This window comes from Rhodococcus sp. PAMC28707 (assembly GCF_004795915.1).
In the GTDB taxonomy this organism is placed as follows: domain Bacteria; phylum Actinomycetota; class Actinomycetes; order Mycobacteriales; family Mycobacteriaceae; genus Rhodococcoides.
Map to the genome: position 1 here is coordinate 1,555,763 of NZ_CP039253.1, position 16,170 is coordinate 1,571,932.

At 61.2% G+C, this 16,170-nt stretch carries 15 protein-coding genes; 2 read left to right on the forward strand and 13 right to left on the reverse strand.

Translation table 11 applies throughout. From position 1 onward, the window contains the following. Positions 1–46: 46 nt before the first annotated feature. From E5720_RS07055 to E5720_RS07100, 10 genes are all read right to left on the reverse strand, one after another. Positions 47–1,450, reverse strand: coding sequence for an MlaD family protein (locus E5720_RS07055; RefSeq protein ID WP_136170058.1), 1,404 nt, complete (start codon positions 1,448–1,450; stop codon positions 47–49). Further along, entirely contained in the window at positions 1,447–2,658 is a 1,212-nt protein-coding gene (locus tag E5720_RS07060) for an MCE family protein (protein ID WP_136170059.1), read from the reverse strand. The genes E5720_RS07055 and E5720_RS07060 overlap by 4 nt, the downstream gene beginning before the upstream one ends. Next, the gene (locus E5720_RS07065) at positions 2,655–3,902 is read right to left on the reverse strand and encodes an MCE family protein (protein ID WP_136170060.1); all 1,248 of its coding nucleotides are present in this window, start codon (positions 3,900–3,902) and stop codon (positions 2,655–2,657) included. Before E5720_RS07065 ends, E5720_RS07060 begins: the two co-directional genes overlap by 4 nt. A gap of 1 nt (position 3,903) precedes the next feature. Then, positions 3,904–4,959 (reverse strand): MCE family protein, encoded by a 1,056-nt coding sequence (locus tag E5720_RS07070; RefSeq protein WP_168708292.1) that lies wholly within the window; start codon positions 4,957–4,959, stop codon positions 3,904–3,906. Then, positions 4,946–5,974 carry an MCE family protein gene (locus E5720_RS07075; protein ID WP_136170061.1) on the reverse strand — a complete coding sequence of 343 codons (1,029 nt, stop codon included), beginning with the start codon at positions 5,972–5,974 and terminating at the stop codon, positions 4,946–4,948. Before E5720_RS07075 ends, E5720_RS07070 begins: the two co-directional genes overlap by 14 nt. After that, positions 5,971–7,134, reverse strand: coding sequence for an MCE family protein (locus tag E5720_RS07080; protein ID WP_136170062.1), 1,164 nt, complete (start codon positions 7,132–7,134; stop codon positions 5,971–5,973). The genes E5720_RS07075 and E5720_RS07080 overlap by 4 nt, the downstream gene beginning before the upstream one ends. Positions 7,135–7,141: 7 nt before the next feature. Then, entirely contained in the window at positions 7,142–7,993 is an 852-nt protein-coding gene (locus E5720_RS07085) for an ABC transporter permease (protein WP_136170063.1), read from the reverse strand. Between the two features lie 11 nt (positions 7,994–8,004). Continuing rightward, the gene (locus E5720_RS07090; RefSeq protein ID WP_136170064.1) at positions 8,005–8,769 is read right to left on the reverse strand and encodes an ABC transporter permease; all 765 of its coding nucleotides are present in this window, start codon (positions 8,767–8,769) and stop codon (positions 8,005–8,007) included. Positions 8,770–9,140: 371 nt separating this feature from the next. Next, positions 9,141–10,070 carry a 3-oxoacyl-ACP reductase gene (locus E5720_RS07095; protein WP_136170065.1) on the reverse strand — a complete coding sequence of 310 codons (930 nt, stop codon included), beginning with the start codon at positions 10,068–10,070 and terminating at the stop codon, positions 9,141–9,143. A 42-nt stretch (positions 10,071–10,112) separates the two neighbouring features. Further along, positions 10,113–10,301 (reverse strand): ferredoxin, encoded by a 189-nt coding sequence (locus E5720_RS07100; protein ID WP_136170066.1) that lies wholly within the window; start codon positions 10,299–10,301, stop codon positions 10,113–10,115. Between the two features lie 224 nt (positions 10,302–10,525). On the opposite strand from E5720_RS07100, the gene E5720_RS07105 reads away from it, so the two are divergent. After that, positions 10,526–11,704 (forward strand): acyl-CoA dehydrogenase family protein, encoded by a 1,179-nt coding sequence (locus E5720_RS07105; RefSeq protein ID WP_136170067.1) that lies wholly within the window; start codon positions 10,526–10,528, stop codon positions 11,702–11,704. A gap of 19 nt (positions 11,705–11,723) precedes the next feature. After that, a complete protein-coding gene (locus E5720_RS07110) occupies positions 11,724–12,815 on the forward strand; it encodes an acyl-CoA dehydrogenase family protein (protein ID WP_136170068.1) in 1,092 nt (363 codons plus the stop codon). A 94-nt stretch (positions 12,816–12,909) separates the two neighbouring features. Here the strand turns inward: E5720_RS07110 and E5720_RS07115 are convergent, their stop codons facing one another. The 3 genes from E5720_RS07115 to E5720_RS07125 all read right to left on the reverse strand — a co-directional run bounded on the left by E5720_RS07115 (position 12,910) and on the right by E5720_RS07125 (position 16,084). Next, positions 12,910–13,149: a hypothetical protein gene (locus E5720_RS07115; RefSeq protein ID WP_136170069.1), complete on the reverse strand. Its 240-nt coding sequence runs from the start codon at positions 13,147–13,149 to the stop codon at positions 12,910–12,912. Positions 13,150–13,327: 178 nt separating this feature from the next. Beyond that, the gene (locus E5720_RS07120; RefSeq protein WP_136170070.1) at positions 13,328–14,443 is read right to left on the reverse strand and encodes a nitronate monooxygenase family protein; all 1,116 of its coding nucleotides are present in this window, start codon (positions 14,441–14,443) and stop codon (positions 13,328–13,330) included. A gap of 6 nt (positions 14,444–14,449) precedes the next feature. Continuing rightward, complete coding sequence (locus E5720_RS07125) at positions 14,450–16,084, reverse strand: acyl-CoA synthetase (RefSeq protein ID WP_136170071.1); 1,635 nt, start codon at positions 16,082–16,084, stop codon at positions 14,450–14,452. Positions 16,085–16,170: the final 86 nt, after the last annotated feature.

The following is a 16,170-nucleotide window of genomic DNA, read 5'->3' on the forward strand; positions in this document are numbered from 1 at the left end:
TCCACTGCGCCGCATCTGCGGCGGAGTGGACTCGAAGGGCAATCTGTTAACCAGTGCCCTGCTGGACCGACATGAGGCCCTGCAGATCGCTGACACCACCATTGAGTCCGGGTTGGGCGTAGGCGACGCCACCGGGTGCGACGTACATTCCGGTCTGCGGATCGTACGGGCGTGCTGCCACTGCCGGAGTGACACTGCTTTCACCACTGGGGATTTCGGTGTACGAAGGCTCGCCCTGCTCGACCGGGCCCCATGGCGGGTTGTTACCCAGCGGCACGTACCCGGCGTCGCTGCGGCAGATCTCCGGTGTCGGTGCGCGTCGACCGGGCACCTCCATGCACGGCAGATTTCGTGATCCGCGGACTGCGGTGCTGTCGTTCTGGTCCACCTTGCAAAAGAGGTCGGCCGGTGTGTCGGGCACGGACATATCGTTGGGGTCGCGACGCTGATCGGCAGGCAAGAATCCCGTCGTACATGCCGGCGGGTCGTTGACTTCGAGCTGGAAGTCGACGATGGCGCCTTCGCCCGGCGGGCCGCTACCTGCCGCAGTCATGAGCGCTGCAGTAATGGGTGGGTACAGCACCAGAATCTGTTCGATTCCGGCGTTGTAGATGACACCGACTTCACCGATGCTGACCAGATTGGCGAGCAGAATCGGCAAGGTGGGTCGTAGATTCTGAAACAGCGTGTTCGCCTCGGCTGCCGCACCTGGACCTTTTTGCAAGATCGCACGCAGATCCGGGTCACTGGCGCGCAGCTGATCGGTGAAGGTCGCAAGATTGCTTGTCCACGACCGAATTGCGTCGCTGCTGACAACCTGACCGTTCAACAGCGGCTCGACCTGCTCCAATAATTGCTTGGTAACACCGGAGTTGGCGTTCGCTTCCTGCACGAAGAGCCGAGTGGAGTCGATGAGCTTCTGCAAGTCCGGTCCGGATCCGTTGAATGCCTTGAAGGATTCGTCGATGACGCTCTGCAACCGGGTGTCCGAAATGCTCTTCACCAGTGCGTCCGCTTGGTCCAACATCGGACCGACATCCTGTGGAACCGTCGTCCGATCGACCGGTATGACGTCACCGTCGGACATATCTGCCCCACCCGATCCACGCGGCACGAGATCCACATACTGCTCGCCGATGGCGGACACGCTCTTCACCTGGGCATCGACATCGGCGGGGATGGAAACACTACTGTCGAGGGACAGGTGGGCATCGACACCGTCCGAGGTCAGCGTGACGGTCTTGACCTCACCCACCGTGGTGCCGCGGTACGTGACGTTCGCGTGTGGGTACAGCCCGCCGGTGGTCGGCAGTTCCACGGTGGCGTCGTAGCGTCCGATTCCGACAAGTGCAGGTACACCTATATATTTCGTCGCCATGACGACCAGTCCGATGACGGTGAGGATCGAGAAGATGATCAGCTGGATGCGGACGAACCTAGTGAGCATCATGGTGCCGGTACCCCAAATCCAGGAATCGTAGGTAGCGGTATCGGCGGCAATCCCGGAATCTCCAGGGCCGGGGGCGCCGGCGCTGGCGGAACCGGCGTCGCCACTGGTCCGCGGAGCGGGTCCCCGGCTGCTGCCGCGGTCGGTGCGGCCTGCCGACCAAGAGCGCCCTCGAGACCTCCCATACGACCAGCGAGTGGAGTGCCGGTGAGGAAGTTGGCGTCGAGGCGTGGGAGAGACAAGTCGATTGTCATCCCGAGGTTGGCGTAGTCGCCACGTATGACATTGTTGATTCCCTCTTGCGGGAACGGGTAGGTCAGCAGTACGGAGAGTACGTCGGTCAACGCGTTGCCGGAGTTGGCAAGTGCGTTGAGTACCGGGGTGAGACTGGCGATGTTGGTCTTCAGATCCGCGCCACTGTTCTCTACCAGTCTCGAGACGACGTCGCTGAGTCGGCCCAGTGAGGTGAACGCGTTGGTGATATCGGGGCGCTGTGCAATCAGCACGTCGAGCGCCGGCGGAAGCTCGTTCAAAGCCTTTGTCAGCGTTGCGCTTTGATTCTCCACGTTGACGGACAGGCGATCGATGCCCTCCATCGCCGCGATGATATCGCCGCGCTGGTCATCGAGGCTGGAGACCAATTCGTCGAGGCGGGGCAGCAGGTCTCGGATCGAATCCTCTCGTCCGCCGACAGCATTGTTCAATTCGGTGGTGATGTCCTGTAGCTGAGCGAGGCCACCGCCGTTGAGTACGACGGACAACGAGGACAGCGTCTGCTCGGTGGTGGGATACGCACCGGCACGCTCGAGTGGAATCGTGTCGCCGTTCTGCAACCTTCCCTCTGGATCGGTAGGAGGTACGAGCGCGAGGTGCTGCGAACCGAGCAGAGATGTCTGTCCGATCTTCGCGGACACGTTTTCCGGCAACTCGACATTCTCGTTCAACGACACGGTGACAAGGGCATGCCAATTTTGAACCACGATCGACTCGACACTACCGACTGTCACATCGTCGACCAGGACCGGTGAATTTTGCGACAGCGTAGTCACATTCGGCATCTCGATCTGTACCTGATATGCATTCTCACCCCGACCTTGGGTTCCAGGAAGCGGCAAGGAGTTCAACCCGCTCCACTCGCAGCCTGCCAGCGTGGTCGACATGGCGATCGCAAGTATCCCCACTCTCGCGACTGCACGTGTACGGGTTGTCATCGTCCGCCTCCCAGCAGGTCACCGAGACTCGGAATCTGAACGGTAGGCATCTCCGCGATCGGCGACGGCTGAGGAGCCGGTGCGGGTGTCGCGGCCTGTTCCAGTCCGGGCTCGGTGTAGACGATCTGATCGGGATACGCATTCGCACCCATGATCGGATTCGTCAGCAGCGCCGGATAACTGAAGACCAGCGAACTGAGCACCGGGCCGAGGTACTGCTTGCAGAGCGCGGCACTTCGCTCCGAGGTGGCGTTCTCTACGCCCGCGACCGCTCCACAGATGAAGTTGATGGGGTTGCCGAAGTTGTTGAGCGCAATGGCACCTGTCAGTGACCCCTGTGCTGGCTGGTAGATGTTGTTGAAGTTCGCCAGTGCATTCGGGCCTGCGTGAAGGGCACGCTCGATCTCCGGTCGTTTGGTGGTGAGCACTTGCGTTGCGTCGGCCAACCGCCCGACGCCTTCGACCAAACCTGCTTGATTGTCGGCGATGAAACGTTGAACTTCACCGAGCGCAACGTTGAGATCGGTCATTGCTGTCCCGAATTCGTCGGAGCTTTGTGCGAGCATCTCGGACACCGATGCCAATCTGCCGCCGAACTGCACGATCTGATCGTTGCTGTTCGACAGCGCGCTGACGAACGCCTGCAGGTTCCGGATCGTGGAGAACAGATCGGTGCGCCCGTCCGAGAGGACACGCATAGTGTCCGACAGCTCTCGCAAAGTGGACCGGAGCGCGTCGCCGTTACCGTCGAGATTGGCGGCCAACGTGTCGATGAAACGTCCTGCAGGACCCTGCTGGTCAGGACCGTCTGGTCCGAGGGCCGTCGACAGCTTCGTCAGCTCGGTTTTGATCTCGTCCCATTCGACAGGTACTGCAGTGCGTTCCATCGGAATTGTCGCCCCATCGGCCATTGCAGGCCCGCCCGAGAATACGGGTGTCAGTTGGACGAACCGTCCGGATACCAGAGACTGCGCGATGATGACGGCTTTGGCGTCGGCAGGAATGTCGACGTCGGAAGAGACTGTCATCGTGACGCGGGCATCATCTCCCTGCGGTTCGATCTCGTCGACTCTTCCCACGGTGACGCCCAGGACCCGAACATCGTCGCCCGCGTACAGGCCAGTGGTGGAGGAGAATTGAGCAACCACGGTCTTCTGGGTGAGTCCCGTGTAGACGAAGTATCCGGCTGCAACAAGTGCAAGGACCACCACAACCGCGCCGGCGTACAGCAGTATTTTCTTCATATCATTGCCCCGCTGGTTTCAGAATGGGTGGAGCGTTCTTCGGCAGCAAGTCCTGCAGGGTGCCCGGCAATTGCTCCGGAGCAACGACGGTGTCGACGACCGTCTTCCACCATGAGCTGGGGAGAATGTTCTGGATGTAAGCGTCGAAGAAAGGCCCACTCGCAACCGATTCACCCAGCGAACTGATGTACGGTCCGAGTCCATCCAGCGCACCGGCGATGTTGTCGTTGTTCTTCTGCAGTACCGCCACCACCGAGTTGAGCTTCTCGAGCGTCGGACCCATCTGCGCTTGATTCTCTTGAACCAGCGCCGTCAGCTGGCGTGAGACCGAAGAGATATTGGTGATCAGCTGACTGATGGCGGTTCGTCTGCGATCGAGCTCGCCGAAGAGATCGTTTCCGTCGACGATCAGTTTATTGATCTGTTCGCTGCGATCGGAGAGAATTCCCGTCACGCTCTCAGCTCGTTCGAGCAACTGCTGCAGCGACTCGTCACGCGTGTTGATGCTCTGCGAAAGCCTGGTGATGCCGTCGAGGGCAGTCCGAACTTCCGGCGGAGTGTCGGAGAAGGTATCGGACACTACATTCATCGCGTCGCCGAGTTGCTTCGTGTCGAGATCGGCAACAGTGTTGCTCAGATCGCCGAGAGCATCGGTCAACGAATACGGCGAGTTGGTCCGACTCGAGGGGATGGTGTCCTTGGAATCGATCGATCCGGGGCCGTCGGGCTGTACCTTCAGCGACTTGCGACCCAGGATCGTGTTGGTCTTGATAGCCGCGGACGTAGCCTCACCGAGTTGAATACTCTCCTGAACCGTGAACTCGACCAGAACTTCCTGGCCCGCAAGCGAAATCTCGTCCACCTTTCCGACTTTGACACCGGAGACGGAGACATCGTCTCCGACCGCAAGTCCACCTGCATCGGCGAACAGAGCCGAGTAGCCGATGCCTCCGGCGATGAACGGCAATCTGTCGTATTGCAACGTTGCGAGCAGAATGCTTACGGCGAGGACGATGCCGATGATTCCGACATGGACGAGATTTCTAGTTTTGTCCATTGAGATTTGCACACCGCCCTGTATCTTGCTTCGCCGTCGGGACCAGCAGGGTCTGCCCGTCCGGAGCGGTGAATTTGAAGGTGTTCGAGCATAGGTAGAACTGGAAGAAGCTGCCGTACGAACCCACTCGGATCAACTTCTTGTAGTCACTCGGCAGACGGGTGAGGACTTTGTCGATGTTGTCCTTGCCCAGGTCGAGCTGAGTGAACGTACGATTCGCTTCCGCAATCATCGATTGGAGATCAGGACGGGTTGCTTGAAGTAATCCAGCCAGATCACCTGTCGCCGAATCGATACGCGGGATGGCGTCACCTATGGGGCCACGGTCCTCGGCAAGTCCACTGACGAGTTGCTGCAGGGAGTCGATAGTCGTTTTGAACTGTGTTCCCTGGCGGTCGATAGTTCCGAGGGTTTTGTTCAAATTGGTGATGACGTCGCCGATCAGCTGGTCACGGTCCGCAAGCGTGTTGGTGAAGGTACTCGTGTTGCCGAGGAGCGAAACAAGGGTGCCGCCTTGGCCTTGCAAAACACCGAGCAGCGCCGCAGAAAGGTCGTTGACTTGCTCAGGATCGAGACCGCGCAGTAGCGGTTTGAACCCACCGAGCAACAGGTCCAGATCCAGGGCGGGGGTGGTCTGCCCAACAGGAATCGTGCCTTTGCTGGGGAGTTCCTCGATTCCTCCCGGACCTTCGAGCAATTCGAGGTACCGATCACCGACGAGGTTCTCGTAGCGAACTGTGGCAGTGGTGCTCGTCAGGAGTCGGTATTTCGAATCCACGTCGAAGTCGATATCGGCGAGGTTTTCATCGCCGATATCGACACTCTTCACGGCCCCGACCGGTACGCCTGCGATACGCACCTTGTCGCCGGATTTCAGCCCGGACGCATCGCTGAACTCCGCGTGATAAACATCGGTGCTACCGAATCTGTACTGGCTGAACACCAATGCCAGAGCACCGAAGATGAGCACCATCACCAGAGCGAAGATCGATAGTTTGACGGTATTGCTTCTCATGGCCACGCCCCCGCAAACAGGAATTGGAAGATGGTGGGGACATTGACCGCCGGCTGCGTGGCCGGTACGTAGGGCACATCGGCGGTGTCCGCGACGACGAACGGCGCGTGGGACTGCTTCGGGTCGAAGTCTGGAAGGCCGTAGCAGTTGGGGCCACCACTGGCCGCAATCTTCGGTAGGTCCTTCTCGACGGTGTAGGCAGGGTCACCCAGCAAGAAGCTCGCGCTGAGCTGGATCGACGCATTGTCCCCCGACCCGGCGTACGGTCCGAATGCGATGCGGCCCTTGTTGAGACCGACGAGGAAGCAGGTGAGTGCGGGCGAATACTCGTCGAGAAGCGTCGTCGTCTTGGTAAGGGTCGAGAGCGCTGTCCCCAGAGGCTTCTCGTTTTCGCTCAACACTTGATTTCCGGTGTCCGCCAGTCCTGTCAGATTCATGAGCAGGAGGTCTAGATTGGCCTGCTCGGCGACGATGGTGTTGCCGGTGTCTGTCGCATTGTCGAGAACCCGCATGAGGTCAGGAGTCGCGTCGGCATAGACATTGGTGACGACGGCTGCCGCAGATAGATCCCGTTGCAATGCAGGAAGACTCGGATTTATCGTCTCGAGATAGGAATCGGTGTCTTCCAGTAGCGTTCCCAATTCTTCACCGCGACCGCGGAGCGCCGAGGAGACGGCACCGAGCGTGGCGTTGAGCTTCTCGGGCTCGATCTTTTGAAGCACCTCCGACAGGTGCTGAAAAAGGGTGTTGAACTCGACGGTAACGCTGTCTGCGGAGACGACAGCTCCGGCCTCGATGCTCTGATTCGACGGGTTGGGCGGAACGACGAAGTTGACGTACTTCGAACCGAAGACCGTCGTGGACTTGATCTCGACCGCGGCGTTCGACGGAATCATCGACAGGGTCGATGGATTCATATCGAGGTCGAGTCGGGCCATGCCGTCCACCTGCGAGATCGAACCGACACGGCCTACTTCGACGCCGCGGAGCTTGACCTTGGCCTGCGGGTCCATGACCAGTCCGGCCCGCGCGGAGGTGACCGTGACCGGCACGGTCGTGGTGAATCCGCCTGCAAAGGCCGTCAATGCAGCTGCCACGATGACGACGAGGCCGAGTACGAGACCGGTGGCTGCGAGTTTCTTGGTGCTCGATGAGTCCATGTGCGCGTTACCCTGACAAGTTGAAGTTGCCGGAGCTGCCGTAAATAGCCAGCGAGATGAGCAGGGTCACGGTCACGACTGCAATCAGCGAGGCGCGCACCGCATTTCCGACGGCCACGCCCACTCCGACCGGACCGCCGCTGGCGGTATAGCCGTAGTAGGTGTGGATCAACATCACGGCGAGCGCCATGATGATCGCTTGCGCGAAGGACCACAGAATGTCCGTCGGTATCAGAAATGTGTCGAAGTAGTGGTCGTACACGCCCGAGGATTGTCCGAACAGCACCACCGTGGCGAAGCGACTCGCAATGAAAGAGGCTATGACCGCAAGCGAATACAGGGGCACGATTGCGACCATGCCTGCAAGAACTCGGGTGCTGACCAGGTAAGGCATCGACGGAATAGCCATCGACTCCAGCGCGTCGATCTCCTCGGAAACCCTCATGGCACCGAGTTGCGCTGTCGAACCGGCACCGATGGTCGCGGCCAGACCGATGCCTGCGATGACCGGGGCAATAATTCGCACGTTGATGAACGCGGCGAAGAATCCGGTCAGGGCTTCGACCCCGATATTTCCGAGGGATGAGAACCCCTGTACGGCAACCGTTCCACCCGCGAAGAGTGTCAGGAATCCCACGATCACGACGGTACCGCCGATGACGGCGAGCGCGCCGGAGCCCATGCTGATCTCGGCGACGAGACGCAGCGTCTCCTTCTTGTAGTGAATCGCGGCCCGAGGCACCGACCCGAGCGCACGAAAGTAGAAGATCGCCTGTTCGCCCAGTCGGTCGAAGGACTGCGAGGTGTTGGCAAGACGCTTACGCGTCGTTCGGAACCTGCCGGCAGCGGCGACGGCCATTCAGAATCTCCTCATCCGGTCGTCAACTTGATGCCGATTGCTGTCACTACGACGTTGACCACGAACAGTGCCATGAACGCGAATACGACGGTTTGGTTCACGGCATCGCCGACGCTCTTGGCGCCGCCTCGGACGTTCAAGCCGAGATAGCAGGCAACGAGGCCCGCGATCATGCCGAACAGTCCGGCCTTGACCTGCGAGACGATGAGTTCCCCGACGCCGGTGAGCAACGTGATGCCATTGACGAAAGCCCCGGGGTTGACGCCTTGGAGGAATACCGAGAACACGAACCCGCCGAGAATACCGATGGTGCACACCAGACCGTTGAGCAGCAGGGCAATGACGGTCGAGGCAAGGACTCGGGGGACGACGAGGCGGTGGATCGGGTTGATGCCGAGTACCCGCATCGCGTCGATCTCTTCACGGATGGTGCGGGCAGCGAGGTCGGCGCAGATGGCCGTCGCACCTGCGCCGGCGACGATTAGGACGGTCACGATGGGGCCGACCTGCGTGATCGCGCCCAGAGCAGCGCCCGCACCGCTCAGGTCCGCTGCGCCGATCTCGCGAAGCAGGATGTTGATGGTAAAGCTGACCAGCACCGTGAACGGCACTGCGACGAGGACTGTCGGCACCATCGACACCCGCGCGACGAACCATGCTTGGTCCACGAACTCCTGGCGTTGGAACGGCCGGGTGAACACCGCCCGGAGGGTGTAGAACGACATGTCGAAGAAAGCGCCGACCGCACGAAGCGGCACGAGTAGAACATCGTTCATGAAACCTCCCTCGATGCGCGTGTCGATGTGATCCAAGTCATCGCCGTCCGGCCCATGTTAACTAGAACACGTTCAGTAGTCAAAGTATCAGCCATTCTCGCCGCCGAACAGCGTGAACGACCCGTGAGAGTCGGACATATCGCGTACGGCCCTTCTGTTCACTTATGTTGCAGGAAAAGAATTTTGGATTCCAGATGTCTGGATGTCGCTACATCCTGAAAGGCCGCTCAGGCACTGCATGCGAAGAGTTCACAGTGAAGAAACGGGTGCGAAACTAGAACATGATCTAGTTTTGCACCCGCAACGTTCATATCAACGCGCTCGCATCATCTTCACCCGGCATCGTCGGCGATGTGACCGAAATCGAAAAGCTATGAACCGACCGTGACCTCGGAAGCATCGAGATCGAGAGCCGCACCGGCCGAGAAAGTCTTCGACTGGTCACGGCCGTCGAAGTACGTACTCAACTCGGCACCGAGCGACTGAGGCGTCCACGCACCCGACCTCGCATCGAACCGCTGCTCGACGATGGGCGCGGCCATCAGAGCCACCATCGGTCCGTAGACGATGAAGACCTGCCCGTTGACGGCGTCCGCTGCAGGCGAAGACAAATAGGTCACCAGTGTCGATACGTGTTCGGGCGCCAACGGGTCCACCCCGTCGGCCGGTGCATCACCGAAGACGGCCTCGGTCATCGTCGTGCGAGCACGTGGACAGATCGCGTTGGCGCGCACCCCGTAGCGCGACAAAGCCCGCGATGCCGACAGCGTCAGTGCCGTGATTCCAGCCTTGGCAGCGCCGTAGTTTGCCTGCCCCTCCGGTCCCAACAAACCTGCCTCGGAAGAGGTGTTGACGATTCGGCCATAGACCGGGGCACCCGACTTCTTCGACTCGGCCCGCCAGTAAGCGCCTGCGTTGCGCGTGAGCAGAAAGTGCCCGCGCAGGTGCACCCGAATGACTGCATCCCAGTCGTCGTCGGACATGTTGAACAACATGCGATCTCGAACGATTCCAGCATTGTTGACGACGATGTCCACGCGGCCGAACTTGTCCTGCGCGGCCGCGAACATGGCGTCGGCAGTCGAACGTTCGCTCACGTCGCCCGGTACGAAGACCACCCGACGGCCCGTCGCCTCGATTGCCGCGATCGTCTCGTCTGCGGCGGGTCCCGAGGCGATATCACCGAGCACTATGTCAGCACCCGACTGCGCGAGGCCGATGGCCTCCGCGCGGCCGAGTCCGGACGCAGCACCGGTTACGAGCGCTACCCTGCCGTCGAGTCGTACCTCTTTCTCTTTCACGTTCCGGACTGTAGAACGTGTTCTATGTTTGTGGCAAGCAAGCTATCCCTTCCACCGCAACGCAGCTCGCGGGCAACCCGCTATTGCCTCGTCTACGTCGGCCTTGTTCTCGGGCAGGTCTGCGGTATCGGACACCACCAGTTGGTCGTCGTCGTCGAGGTCGAACACCTGGGGTGCTACACCTACACAAACGCCGTTCGCTTCACAACGATCAAAATCCACCTCGAGCACCGTCGATACCCACTTTCATTAGTGATGTGGCCGCGTCGGCGCACGTACATTGCGGTCGTCCCGGTTAGGGGCCGCGCACCCGGCCGACGGGCCGCTTATCCCTCAAGACTAGAACCTGTTCCACCCCATGTGCAATGATTCGACTTATCTGAGGGTGGCGCACGATAACCACGTCGACTCACTATGAACTTGTTGCAGATTCCGGGCATGAGAGGACCACTGATATGCGGATCATGTACACGGAGGAACAGTCCGAGTTGCGCGCCGAATTACGCGCCTACTTCGCCACCCTGATCACCCCCGAGCGCCGCGAGGCACTGAGCTCGACGTCCGGTGAATACGGTGAGGGCACCGTTTATCGCGATGTAGTCAAACAGATGGGTACCGACGGTTGGCTCGCGCTCGGCTGGCCTACCGAGTTCGGTGGCCAGGCACGTTCGGCCATGGACCAGCTCATCTTCACCGACGAGGCCGCCACCGCGGGTGCTCCGGTTCCGTTCCTGACCATCAACAGTGTCGCGCCGACTCTCATGGCGTTCGGCACGCCGGAGCAGAAGGCGTACTTCCTTCCGCGTATTTCTGCAGGCGATCTGCACTTCTCGATCGGCTACTCCGAGCCGGAAGCAGGTACCGACTTGGCAGCGCTGCGCACCACTGCAGTGCACGACGGCGACGACTACGTCATCAACGGCCAGAAGATGTGGACCTCGCTCATCAAGTACGCCGACTACGTCTGGCTCGCGTGCCGTACCGATCCCGAGGCTCGCAAGCACCGCGGGATCAGCATGCTGATCGTTCCCACCGACGCCGAAGGCTTCTCCACCACGCCGGTGCACACGATGGCAGGCCCTGACACCAGCGCGACCTACTACCAGGATGTGCGAGTACCGAAGACCGCACTCGTGGGCGAGGAGAACCGCGGTTGGTCGTTGATCACCAACCAGCTCAACCACGAGCGTGTCGCTCTCACCTCCGCCGGCCCCCTCGTCGCCTCTCTCCGCGAGGTCCGCGCGTGGGCACAGAACACCAAGAAGCCGGACGGCACTCGGATCATCGATCAGGAATGGGTGCAGATTGCACTCGCTCGGGTCCACGCGAAGGCGTCCTACCTCGAACTGCTGAACTGGGAAATCACCGCCGCCAGCTCTACCCCCGGCCCGGCCGACGCGTCGGCGAACAAGGTGTACGGCACCGAACTGGCAACCGAGGCATACCGCACGATGATGGAAATCCTCGGGCCATCCGCCACGTTCCGGCGCGGCTCGCCTGGCGCCCAACTACAGGGTCGACTCGAACGGTTGCATCGCTCTTCGTTGATCCTCACCTTCGGCGGCGGCACCAACGAGGTGCAACGCGACATCATCGGTATGACCGCGCTCGGCCTGCCCGCATCTGCACGCTGACTTTTCGGGAGAGAATGAAATGGACTTCACCACCACCGAGGCTCAGCGCGATCTCGCCGGGCTCACCCATGACATCGTCACCAAACACAGCACGAACGACGTCCAACGACAGCTGGATTCGAACCCGGACAGCATCGACCGCGCACTGTGGGATGCGCTGACGTCCGGCGGACTTCTGTCGGCCGCCGCGCCCGAGTCCATCGGCGGCGACGGGTACGGAGAACTGGAAGCATCGTCGATCGCGATAGAACTCGGCAGAGGCCTTGCCGCCGTCCCGTTCGTGGTAAGTACTTCGGTCGCCGCGGCGATCGCCCGGTTCGGCTCGGACGAGCAGCGGACCGAGTGGGCAGCCCCAGCCGTTGCAGGCAGCTCGATCCTGACATTGGCAATCGACGAGGAACACGGCGAGCCGCTCGACCCGTCGACCCGAGCCGACCGCACCGACACCGGTTGGACTTTGACCGGCTCCAAGATCGGCGTCGACAGTGCACCCGTCGCCGACGGGTTCCTGGTCACGACGGCCGCAGGCGCGTTCCTCGTTCGCGCGGACGACGCCGGCGTCACGGTCCTACCCCAGCAGGGCGTCGACAATCGCAGCATCGGAGTTCTCGAATTGAACTCGGTGCAGGTCGACTCGACCCGGTTGCTCGCAGATCCGGACGTCACGCGCTGGGTTCTGGCACGCGTCACGCTCGGAACCTGCGCATACCAGGTCGGGGTCCTGGAAGAATCGCTTCGGCTCACCGCCGAGTACGCCCGTGAACGGGTTCAGTTCGGTAAGCCGATCGGCAGCTTCCAGGCCGTCGCACAGCGGTTGGCCGACGGGTATATCGACGTCAAGGGCGCCCGGTTGACGCTCTGGAAGGCAGCGTGGAGCCTCTCCGCAGACAACACCGGTGACGAAGATGTTGCGGTCGCGAAGTTCTGGGCAGCGGACGCGGGCCACCGCGTCGCGCACACGCTGGTGCACATTCACGGTGGCGTCGGGCTCGATCGCGATCATCCGGTGCACCGATACTTCCTCGTCGCCAAGCGTGCAGAGTTCGCCTATGGACATGCCACCGCCCAGCTGCGCCGTCTAGGTTCCGCTCTCGCCGACGTGCCTGCCTGATTCGGACTTATCTCCCGACCTGGCACACGCCAGGTCGGGAGACACCGAGAAGACCTGCCCCGCAGTGATTTTCGGGCATCCTTCTAACGGCCGGTCAGTCGAAAAGAGTAGGCGACGGCGGCTCGTCGACAGCTGCTGCCGAGGAGCCCGTGTGCTGCGACTCTCCCCCAGGAGAACCTTTACGGACCACCGATAGTGTGGTGGTCCGCACCGAGAGTCGATGGCCGCCGTGATGTTCCAGAAGTGCGAGACCCTGGCGAATCTCGAGCACTTTCCACGGGCCGGCGTGCCCGTTCGCCTGGACCAGGTCGCCTGCTGCAATCGCGGAAGCCACTACGAGTCTCCATTCGGTTCGTTCATTCGTGTGCGACCCAACCCTAGTCGGCTCGGAACCCGTTGCTTGCCTCGAGCGCCCCCACCCGGCCGCAACGGAACTTACCTGCCTCGACACACACTCCCCCGCAACATAATTCGGCGGACTCGCTTGTGATTGCGCGAGCCCGCCGAATCATCTAGCGAATCTTGTCGAGCCTGCTGACTGCTTCCTCGAACCCGACCACCAAATCGGCGATGATGTCCGCGACCGCTCGAATCTCGTTCATCCTGCCCACGATCTGTCCCACCGGCATGGCCACCACGTCGGGATTGTCGGCGTTGTTGATTCGTTGGTGCGCTTCACTTACCAAGATGTTCTGCAACGGCATCGGTAGCGGTTCGGGGGCCTCGGCGCTGTTCCACGCCTCGGTCCACTTCGTCTTGAGCAAACGCGCGGGTTTGCCCGAGTAGATGCGAGTTCGAACCGTGTCGCTCGATGTCGCCGTCAACAATGCTTCCTGCATCGCCGATGGCTTGCCCTCCACGCGTGCACCGAGGCGATACTCGGCCGCGGTCAGCCACATCGAGCCCATCCAGACACCTTGGGCTCCGAGCGCCAGCGCGGCCGCTACTTGCCGTCCACTGCCGATTCCGCCTGCCGCAAGGACTGCGCCCGAGTCGCCCAACGCCTCGACGACCTCGGGTAGCAGCACCATCGAAGCGATCTCACCGGTATGACCCCCTGCTTCATACCCCTGAGCGATGACGATGTCGACACCGTTTTCGATGTGCCTGCGCGCGTGTTCCGACGTACCTGCCAGCGCTGCGACCGGTACGCCGTGCTCGTGTGCCTGCGCGATCACATCGGTCGGCGGCGAGCCCAGCGCGTTGGCGATCAACTTGATCGGATGCTTCAACGCGACGTCGACGTGCGAGCGGGCCACCGAATGCAGCCAGCCGAGCACCCCTTCGTTACGTGCCGCATCGTCGTCGAGCGGCGGCACACCGAGTTGATCGAGCGTCCGGTCGATGAACGCTCGATGCTCGGCCGGGATCAATTCGTTCAAGTCCACCGAGGCGCCCTCGGTGGGAATCTTCGCAGGCATGACGATGTCGACACCGTACGGCTTACCGTCGGTGTTCTCATCCATCCAGGTCAGCACCGCGTCCAGTTCTTCGGCGTCGTTGAACCGCACACAGCCGAGCACACCGAGTCCGCCGGCTCGGGTGATCGCCGCAGCGACATGTTCGGACGGAGTGAAGCCAAAGATCGGAAATTCTATTCCGAACTTTTCCGACAGATCGGTATGCATGGTTGCTCAGCTCTCTGCGCTGGCGAGCCGCGACGCGGAGGTCTCGTCAGCCGGGCGCTGTTCGGTCTGACTCAATGCCCACCGGTAGTCGGGCTTGCCGGCCGGCGAACGCTTGATCTCGTCGACGAACCACACCGCACGCGGAATCTTGTATCCGGCAATCTCTTTGCGAGCAGCGGTATCGAGGTCTGCGAGTGTAGGACGATGTGTGCCTCGTGCCTGTACGACGGCAGCGACCTTGTGGCCGAGCCGCTCGTCCGGTACGCCGACGACGATGGCGTCGAACACGTCGGGGTGCGATTTGAGCGCGCCTTCGACCTCTTCGGGGAATACCTTTTCGCCACCGGTATTGATCGAGACCGAGCCGCGACCGAGCATCGTGACGCTGCCGTCGGCTTCCACCCTGGCGTAATCGCCGGGGATCGAGTATCGGACGCCGTGGATCTCCTTGAACGTCTCGGCCGTCTTGATCTCGTCCTTGTAGTACCCGACTGGTATGTGCCCGCTCCGCGCCAGCAGTCCCTTCACTCCTGAGCCTGCCTCGACGGGACGGCCGTCCTCACCGAGCACGATCGTCGAGGCGTCGATCTTCACCCGCGGTCCGCCGGTGTGTTCGGCGCCCTTGGCGACGATGGACAGCCCGCCGAAGCCGGTCTCGGAAGATCCGATCGAGTCGGTGATCATCCGGTTGGGGAGTAGTTCGAGAAGCTTTTCCTTGATGCTCGGTGAGAACAACGCTGCGCTGCTGGCGATCAGGAAGAGCGAGGACAAGTCGTAGGGCTTGCCATCCGGGCCTCCTTCGATGAGCGCGTCGAGCATCGGTCGTGCCATCGCATCGCCGGTGATGAAAACGAGGTTGACTCCGTACTTGTCGACCTGCTGCCACATGGCGTGGCCCTCGAAATCAGGGTGCAGCACAGTCTTTCCGCCACCGAAGAGGCTCTGCAACGTGGCCCACTGTGCCCCGCCGTGGATCATCGGGGGAATCGGCATTCTCGTCATCGGCGGGTTCGCGGCGCCCATCTTGGCCATGTCCCACTCGTCTTCGACGTATTCGCCGGTCAAGAAGTTGATGCCCCCGCCGAGCACACGCCAGATGTCCTCGTGCCTCCACATGACGCCCTTGGGACTGCCTGTGGTTCCACCGGTGTAGAGCATGTAGATGTCGTCGTTGGTGCGTTCCTCGAAGTCGCGTTCGGCGGAAGAACTCGCCAGCGCGTCTTCGTAGGAGACCTCGCCCTCGGTGCCGTCGATCACGACGGCCGTCTTCAGGAGGGGACAGGTCGGTAGGACAGCGGCGACCTTGTCGGCGTAACGGGCTTCGTGAACGAGTGCGACCATGTCCGAATTCTGGAAGATGTACTGCAACTCGTTCTCGATGTAGCGGTAGTTCACGTTGACCACCACAGCGCGAATCTTGAAGACAGCGACCATCGACTCGATCGCCTCGATGCCATTGCGGCTGTACACCCCGACCTTGTCACCCGGCTTGACGCCTTGCTTCTGCAGGTAGTGCGCTAGTCGGTTGGTTCGCTCTTCCATCTGCGCGTAGGTGATCTCCCGGTCTCCCGACACCAGGGCGACACGGTCGGGAACAAGGTCGATTGCATGCTCGACGAGGTCTGCGATATTTAGGGCCACGCGTTAAAAGTAGAACGTGTTATCGTTTCTGGCAATAGCCAATCTGAGACTGAGATCACAAGAGCGAGGTAGCCACAGTGACGTCG

What these genes read in the sequence shown, in the direction of transcription:
- E5720_RS07055 (WP_136170058.1), bottom strand. Translation starts at nt 1,450, where the DNA reads ATGATGCTCACTAGGTTCGTCCGCATCCAGCTGATCATCTTCTCGATC.
- E5720_RS07060 (WP_136170059.1), bottom strand. Translation starts at nt 2,658, where the DNA reads ATGACAACCCGTACACGTGCAGTCGCGAGAGTGGGGATACTTGCGATC.
- E5720_RS07065 (WP_136170060.1), bottom strand. Translation starts at nt 3,902, where the DNA reads ATGAAGAAAATACTGCTGTACGCCGGCGCGGTTGTGGTGGTCCTTGCA.
- E5720_RS07070 (WP_168708292.1), bottom strand. Translation starts at nt 4,959, where the DNA reads ATGGACAAAACTAGAAATCTCGTCCATGTCGGAATCATCGGCATCGTC.
- E5720_RS07075 (WP_136170061.1), bottom strand. Translation starts at nt 5,974, where the DNA reads ATGAGAAGCAATACCGTCAAACTATCGATCTTCGCTCTGGTGATGGTG.
- E5720_RS07080 (WP_136170062.1), bottom strand. Translation starts at nt 7,134, where the DNA reads ATGGACTCATCGAGCACCAAGAAACTCGCAGCCACCGGTCTCGTACTC.
- E5720_RS07085 (WP_136170063.1), bottom strand. Translation starts at nt 7,993, where the DNA reads ATGGCCGTCGCCGCTGCCGGCAGGTTCCGAACGACGCGTAAGCGTCTT.
- E5720_RS07090 (WP_136170064.1), bottom strand. Translation starts at nt 8,769, where the DNA reads ATGAACGATGTTCTACTCGTGCCGCTTCGTGCGGTCGGCGCTTTCTTC.
- E5720_RS07105 (WP_136170067.1), top strand. Translation starts at nt 10,526, where the DNA reads ATGCGGATCATGTACACGGAGGAACAGTCCGAGTTGCGCGCCGAATTA.
- E5720_RS07110 (WP_136170068.1), top strand. Translation starts at nt 11,724, where the DNA reads ATGGACTTCACCACCACCGAGGCTCAGCGCGATCTCGCCGGGCTCACC.
- E5720_RS07120 (WP_136170070.1), bottom strand. Translation starts at nt 14,443, where the DNA reads ATGCATACCGATCTGTCGGAAAAGTTCGGAATAGAATTTCCGATCTTT.